Source organism: uncultured Agathobaculum sp. (assembly GCF_963927765.1).
In the GTDB taxonomy this organism is placed as follows: Bacteria; Bacillota; Clostridia; order Oscillospirales; family Butyricicoccaceae; genus Agathobaculum.
Genome location: NZ_CAWVCU010000054.1, coordinates 1 through 7,092, shown reverse-complemented (window position 1 = coordinate 7,092; position 7,092 = coordinate 1). Strand labels below are relative to the sequence as shown.

Genomic DNA, 7,092 nt, shown 5'->3' with positions numbered 1-7,092 from the left:
TTCTACACATTTGACAACGGGGAAAAGGGCCGTAGAACGCAAAAAAGCGGGGCCTCCGGCCTGAAAAATCAGGCGGAAGCCCCGCTTGTGGGGTTTTGCTGGGGATTTTGCTCTGGACATCCACGGTAAAACCGTTTTCCGGATTTTCTGTCCAAAAGCCCGCAAACCCGCATGAATACTAAGAAAAAAGGGTTGACATCTTTTTTGTCAACCCTTCATGGCGGAGACGGAGAGATTTGAACTCTCGCGCCGGTTTCCCGACCTACTCCCTTAGCAGGGGAGCCCCTTCACCAGCTTGGGTACGTCTCCATGTCAAGTAGTAGCTTCGCCAAGCAAAAGAATGGCGGAGCGGGTGGGATTCGAACCCACGCGCCCTTTCGGGCAAACGGTTTTCAAGACCGCCTCGTTATGACCACTTCGATACCGCTCCGTATCTTGCCCGATAAGCAAGAGTTATTATACCATCCATTTTCCGCTTTGTCAATCCTTTTTGAGTATCTGCTCCCATTCCGCCTGTTTGAACCCAGTCAGCACGAAACCCTCATCCACCAACAACGGACGTTTGACCAGCATGCCGTCGGTTGCGAGCAACACCAGCTGCTCCTCCTCACTCATATCCGGCAGCTTATCTTTGAGGTTCAGCGCCTTGTACTGCATGCCGCTGGTATTGAAAAAACGCTTGAGCGGCAGGCCGCTGCGCTTATACCACGTCCGCAGTTCTTCTTCCGTTGGATTGTTCTGCTTGATATCGCGCTCGTCAAACGAAATGCCCTGCTCTTCCAGCCACTTTCTGGCCTTCTGGCAGGTCGAACACTTGGGATAACAGAGAAACAGCATCATGTTCTTCCTTTCTATCCGTTTTATTCCGATATGTCCACGCCTGTATGGTCGCGGCATAATGTAAACAGTTCCGCCGCCAGCAAAATACACGCCGCCACCGACAGACAGCCGCGCAGCACCATTTTGCCCGACCATTCCGGTGTCGTCACTCCCATCAAACGCGAAAGGCCATAGCCGCCCATGTCTGATACCGCCATCGTCGTTGTCACCGCGCTGAAAAACGCAAACCATGCCGGCCGGGGCTTGCCGTACAGCAGGCGCGCCAGATGATAAAACGCCAACACCAGAACCACATCCGCCACCAGCCCAAATGCAAACGAGGCCAGCTTGGGGTCGACGCAGGTCATGCGGTAGTTGACCAGCAGGTGCAGGCAGCTCCAGATCAGTGGTATGAGCGTCAGCTTCGCCGTGGCTTCGTTCATCTCTTCGCCCTGCGCCTTGGCAAGACCGATCACGCACACGCCGCACAGAAGCGTTACAACCGCGTATACCATCTCCAGTACCTTTGCCCAGCCGACCGCATCCTGCCCGACCGTTGTCATCGTCAGGTACAGATAGCCCATGCCGCCCGCAGCCAGCAGCAGCCCGCTGATCACAGCACCCATGCGGAACAACGGGCTCTGCGTGCCGAGCAGCTGCTCGAAGCTCTCCTCCCGCCGCGCGCGCAGCGGCGCTGCCAGCACCGCATATACGACTGCCGCGACCACAAGGAACGCCGTAAAATACCAGACCCACGCATCGCCCACGGCAGGCAGGCCGGTATCCAGATCAAAGCCATTTAACAGGTGCAGCGCGCGCACAACCACGCTGGGCACACAAAGCGCGACTGCCAGCACCGGCAAAAGCTTGTATCGGTTCATATTTTTCCCTCCAGACCGGATTTCCATACGAAAGTAGTATAACACACACTGCGCCCCGCTTCAAGCACAGGCACAAAAAACGGCTGCGCCCGGCATTTGCCGCACGCAGCCGTTTTTTTCATTGGGATACCCGCTCAATGCCGGCTGGCATTGGGCATCTGGGCAGCCTCCAGCGCAGAAAACTCTGTATTTGCAGGGGTTTCGCGCTTCATGCCGAATTTGAGCAAAATTGGCGTGACCAGCGTTGTGACGATAACCACGAGTACGATCGCCGGGAACATCGCCGGATCGATCAGTCCGGCCTGCTCACCCTTCTGTGCCACGATCAGCGCGACCTCACCGCGTGATACCATACCCAGTCCGATCGATATCGCGTCATAGGTCGGGAAGCCCATCAGCCGCGCCCCCAGACCACAGCCGATGATCTTGGTCAAAATCGCCACGATTGTCAACACAACCGCGAACAGTACGAGTGTACCGCTCAGGCCCTCCAGATTGGTCTTAATACCGATCGATGCGAAAAACAGCGGGGAGAACAGCATATAACCAAGCACATTGGTCTTGCTGGCAACATAGTCGCGCGTCGAGGACAGGTTGCACAGCACGATGCCCGCAAAATACGCGCCCGTGATATCCGCGATACCGAACAGCCGCTCGGCGATATAGCTCATCAGAAACGCGAACACCAGCGCATAAATGGCGATACGGCGGTGCTTGTGCCACATTTGATCCATTTTGACGAAGGCTTTGTACATCACGTAGCCCACCACGAGCACAAATACAAAGAAGCCCACGATCCGCGCGAACACCCAGAACGGCTGTACCGTCGGGTCGGTGAACGCGGTCAGCACGGTCAGCACCACGATACCGAGGATGTCGTCGATGACGGCAGCGCCCAAAATCGCCGTGCCCACCTTGCTTTTCAGCTTGCCCATCTCGCGCAGCGTCTCAACCGTGATCGAAACCGAGGTCGCGGTCAGCACCACGCCGATAAACGCGGCTTTGAGCATATTCATCGGGTCAGCCGGACGGTTTTCAAAGGCCAGATAGCATCCGATGCCGCCCAGCAGCGGCACGACTACACCAATCACCGCGATGACGAACGATGCAAAGCCGGTCTTTTTCAGCTCTTTCAGGTCGGTATCCAGACCCGCATTGAACATCAGGATGATAACGCCGATCTCCGCCGCCTTGACCAGGAAGTCTGTTTCGCCAACCCAATGGAAGCCGCTCGGTCCCACCAGCACACCGGCCACCAGCGCGCCGACAACCTGCGGCATATGGACCCGTTCCGAGGTCAGGCCAAAAATCTTGGTAAACAGCATGATGATCGCGATCGTGAGCAGGAAATCGTAGGACACGGCGACACCACTCCTCTCATCGTAATAATTGAACATCTACCATTATACATCGTTTTTCTAATTCGGCTACCCCGAACCTCAAAAAACGCTCTGTTGTTTTATATAAAAAAACGTCCTTGTATTTGTCTACTATGCCCACATTGTATTGAATAATGAGCATTTTTCTGCGAAAATATGCGTTTTCTCCCCAAGACGCATAACAAAAGCCGCCCTGTGTCAGATGATACACAGGGCGGCCAAACCGCGTCATTGCTCTACTTTGGGGGAACGCTCACGGATTGCGCGGATTGTCTCGACGCTGTCCGCCAAGCTGCGGCGCAGCGCATCCATATCCTCGGCGGATACGTTGCGCTCAAGGAACAGCAGCTCGACTGCGTGCGACAGACGACCCATATCGTTTGCGGTCTCGAGGAACTTCGGGAAGTTGTGCGACTGCATCGCGTTGCGGAACTTGCGGATATCGCGGCGGATGAATTCGACCACCTCGCTCGCGCCCTCAAAATCGCCGTAAGAGATCGGGTACGGCGCGACGCGCTGCAAATAATATTTATCCCGCTTGGTCACATTGAACACGTAGGTGACACACAGGTCGTCCGCCAGGTCAAATTTGGCAATGTACAAGATGCCGTTGCGCACCTCCTTGATCGAGGTCGCGCCGATCTGGCGCAGCGATACATTGATGATATCGCCGGAAAAACTGCTCGTTAACATTTGATTTCCTTCTTTCTCGCTCAGTCAGGCATCAGTGGAACCGGATCAGCAGGTAAACAGTCGAAATCGCGACCGACAGCACCATCATCGGGAAACCGACGCGCAGATACCGTGCAAAGGTGATCGGATGGCCGTGCTTTGCCGAAATGCCGGACAGCACGACGTTGGCCGAAGCGCCGATCAGCGTGCCGTTGCCGCCCAGGCACGCGCCCAGGGACAGCGCCCACCACAGCGCGGTGACATCCATGCCGTCCGCCTGCATCGCAAGGATCAGCGGGATCATGGTGGCGACAAACGGAATGTTGTCGAGTACGGACGAGAACATCGCCGAGCCCCACAGGATGAGCAGCATGAGCAGCATGGCGTTCCCGCCGGTCACCTCGACCAGCGCGTTGCCCAGCATGGTGATGATGCCGGTCTGCTGCATGCCGCCGACCACGACGAACAGGCCGGTGAAGAACAGAATGGTCGACCACTCGACGCCGAGCACGATCTCTTCGGTGTCCTGCTTGCCGATCAGCAACATTATTGTAGCACTGCCCAGCGCGATAATGCAAGAATCCACGCCGAGCGAGCTGTGGAACACAAAGCCGAACACGACCACAACGATCATCACAACGCTCTTGACCAGCAGCGCGTGGTCCTTGATCGACTTGTTTTCATCCAGCTGCATGACAGCGGCCATCTTTTCCGGCTCGACGATGAGCTTTTTGCCGAACATGAAATAGAAGCACACGCACAGCGCTGCCATGATAAACACCACTGCGATGCCGGTATTGCCCACGAAGTCCATGAAGCTCAGGCCCGCCTGCGAACCGATCATGATATTCGGCGGGTCGCCGATCAGGGTCGCCGTACCGCCGATGTTGGAGGCGAGGATCTGCGCCAGCAGGAAGGGCACCGGGTCAATGCCCAGAATGCCGGTGATCGCGATCGCCATCGGGCCCACCAGCAGCACGGTCGTCACGTTATCCAGGAACGCCGAGAGCACCGCGGTCAGGATGGTGAACAGCAGCATGATCTTCCACGGGTTACCTTTCGCGATCTTGGCCGCCTTGATTGCGACGTACTCGAACAGGCCCGAGTTACGCACAACCGCGACGAACAGCATCATACCGATCAGTACGCCGATCGTGTTGAAGTCGATGTATCCGACCGCATCGTCCACCGTCAGCACATGCAGACAGACCAGCACGACCCCGCCCGCGACCGCCGCCACCGTGCGGTGGATTTTCTCCGAGACGATCGCGACCATGACCAGCAAAAAGACCACGACGGAAAGGATTTGCATGGTGTTCATTATTCTTTACCCCTTTCCCGCGCAGCTGCCCCGCAGGGCCTGCGCATTTCCATGTTTTTTTACCGACCTATTATACTCCCCGTTTTCGCGGTTTTTCAATGTTCAATTCCCCGGTATTTGGTTCTCTTTTTGGGAAACATTTTGTGATTTAGCACGAATTTCCTCACATTTCTTTATACATTTTTAACAGCCCCTGCCATGTGTGGTAATCCCTTGCAGGACACGTCCCTTTCCCCCGCCCCATACGCGCAAAAGCGCCCCCGGTGCTTTGACGCACCGGGGGCGGATGACATGGGAAGATGTGGTCTGTGGATTACTCCGCGCTGCCCGTTTCGGACGCGCTGTCTTCAGCGGATGCGGCAGTGCCTGCCGGACGCAGCGTCAGCTTGTCGCCTTCCGCGTCCAGTGTTACCTTATCGCCGGCCTTGACCTTGCCTTCCAGCGACTGCTCGGCTACGAGGTCCTCGACCTCGTTCGTCACGGCGCGGCGCAGCGGACGCGCGCCGTAGATCGGGTCGAAGCCCGCCTTGGCAAGATGCTTCTTCGCCGCGTCCGTCCAGTCCATGGTGATACCCATTTCCTGCATACGGTCGGCTACCTTGCGCAGCATGCCGTCCGCGATCTGGGCAATCTCGTCCTCATTCAGACGGTCAAAGACGATAATATCGTCGATACGGTTGAGGAACTCCGGACGTACTGCGGTCTTGAGTTCCGCCAGCACGTCCTCCTTGATCTGCTCGAAGGTGCGCGCAGCGCTCTCGCCGCCCTCAGCCGTGAAGCCGAGCGACTTGCGGGCGTTGCCCGTGATCTTCTGCGCGCCGATGTTGGAGGTCATGATGATAATGGTATTGCGGAAGTCCACGTGACGGCCCTGACCATCGGTCAGCACGCCATCCTCAAGGATTTGCAGCAGGATGTTGAACACATCCGGGTGTGCCTTCTCGATCTCGTCGAACAGCACGACCGAATACGGGTGACGGCGCACCTTTTCGGACAGCTGGCCGCCCTCATCATAGCCGACATAGCCCGGAGGCGAGCCGATCATGCGGGATACAGCGTGCTTTTCCATGTATTCGGACATATCGATGCGGATCATCGCGCTCTCGTCGCCGAACATGGCTTCGGCCAGTGCCTTGGAAAGCTCGGTCTTGCCGACGCCGGTCGGGCCGAGGAACAGGAACGAACCGATCGGGCGCTTGGGGTCGCGCAGGCCGACACGGCCGCGGCGGATCGCCTTGGCGACCGCGGTCACTGCGGCGCTCTGGCCGATCACACGCTGGTGCAGCGTATCCTCGAGGTGCAGCAGGCGCTGGCCCTCGTCCTCGGTCATCTGGGCGACCGGGATGCCCGTCCAGCCCGCGATCACTGCCGCGATGTCGTCAGGCGATACCGCGCCGTGGGTCTTGGTCTGCTCATCCGACCATTCCTTCTTGCGCGCTTCCAGTGCGTCGCGCTTTGCCTTTTCCTCGTCGCGCAGCTTGGCGGCGTTCTCGTAGTCCTGCCCCTTGACGGCCTCCTCCTTGCGCGCGGCAATGGCGGCGATCTCGTCCTCGAGCTGCTTCAGATCCGGCGGCGCGGTCAGTGTGGACAGACGGACGCGCGAGCATGCCTCGTCGATCACGTCGATCGCCTTATCCGGCAGGAAACGACCGGTCACATAGCGCACGGACAGCTTGACAGCAGCCTCGATGGCCTCGTCCGGGATCTTGATGCGGTGATGTGCCTCGTAGCGGTCGCGCAGACCCTTCAGGATCTCGACCGCGTCTTCCGGGCTCGGCTCCTCGATCTGCACAGGCTGGAAGCGACGCTCAAGCGCGGCGTCCTTCTCGATGTTCTTGCGGTATTCGTCGAGCGTGGTCGCGCCGATGACCTGCACCTCGCCGCGGGACAGAGCAGGCTTCAAAATGTTCGCAGCGTCGGCCGCGCCCTCGGCAGCGCCCGCGCCCATCAGCATGTGCATCTCATCGACAAACAGAATGGTATCCTTGTTCGCGGTCAGCTCTTCGATGACCTTCTTGAT

At 57.9% G+C, this 7,092-nt stretch carries 6 protein-coding genes and 2 tRNA genes; all 8 read right to left on the bottom strand.

The genetic code is table 11. The features are described from left to right. Nucleotides 1-218: 218 nt before the first annotated feature. Nucleotides 219-309, bottom strand: a tRNA-Ser gene (locus ABGT74_RS04700). 32 nt (nt 310-341) lie between these two features. Further along, a tRNA-Ser gene (locus tag ABGT74_RS04695) sits at nt 342-430 on the bottom strand. A 50-nt stretch (nt 431-480) separates the two neighbouring features. After that, nucleotides 481-837, bottom strand: coding sequence for an arsenate reductase family protein (locus tag ABGT74_RS04690; protein WP_346704674.1), 357 nt, complete (start codon nt 835-837; stop codon nt 481-483). A gap of 23 nt (nt 838-860) precedes the next feature. Then, entirely contained in the window at nt 861-1,700 is an 840-nt protein-coding gene (locus tag ABGT74_RS04685) for a hypothetical protein (RefSeq protein ID WP_346704673.1), read from the bottom strand. Between the two features lie 134 nt (nt 1,701-1,834). After that, on the bottom strand, nt 1,835-3,061 hold the full coding sequence (locus ABGT74_RS04680) for a cation:proton antiporter (protein WP_346704672.1): 1,227 nt from the start codon (nt 3,059-3,061) through the stop codon (nt 1,835-1,837). 246 nt (nt 3,062-3,307) lie between these two features. Further along, nucleotides 3,308-3,772, bottom strand: a complete 465-nt coding sequence (locus ABGT74_RS04675; RefSeq protein WP_346704671.1) for a hypothetical protein — start codon at nt 3,770-3,772, stop codon at nt 3,308-3,310. A gap of 31 nt (nt 3,773-3,803) precedes the next feature. Continuing rightward, on the bottom strand, nt 3,804-5,072 hold the full coding sequence (locus ABGT74_RS04670; protein ID WP_346704670.1) for an ArsB/NhaD family transporter: 1,269 nt from the start codon (nt 5,070-5,072) through the stop codon (nt 3,804-3,806). A gap of 313 nt (nt 5,073-5,385) precedes the next feature. Further along, on the bottom strand, nt 5,386-7,092 hold a 1,707-nt coding region (locus ABGT74_RS04665), incomplete at its 5' end, for an ATP-dependent Clp protease ATP-binding subunit (protein WP_346704669.1).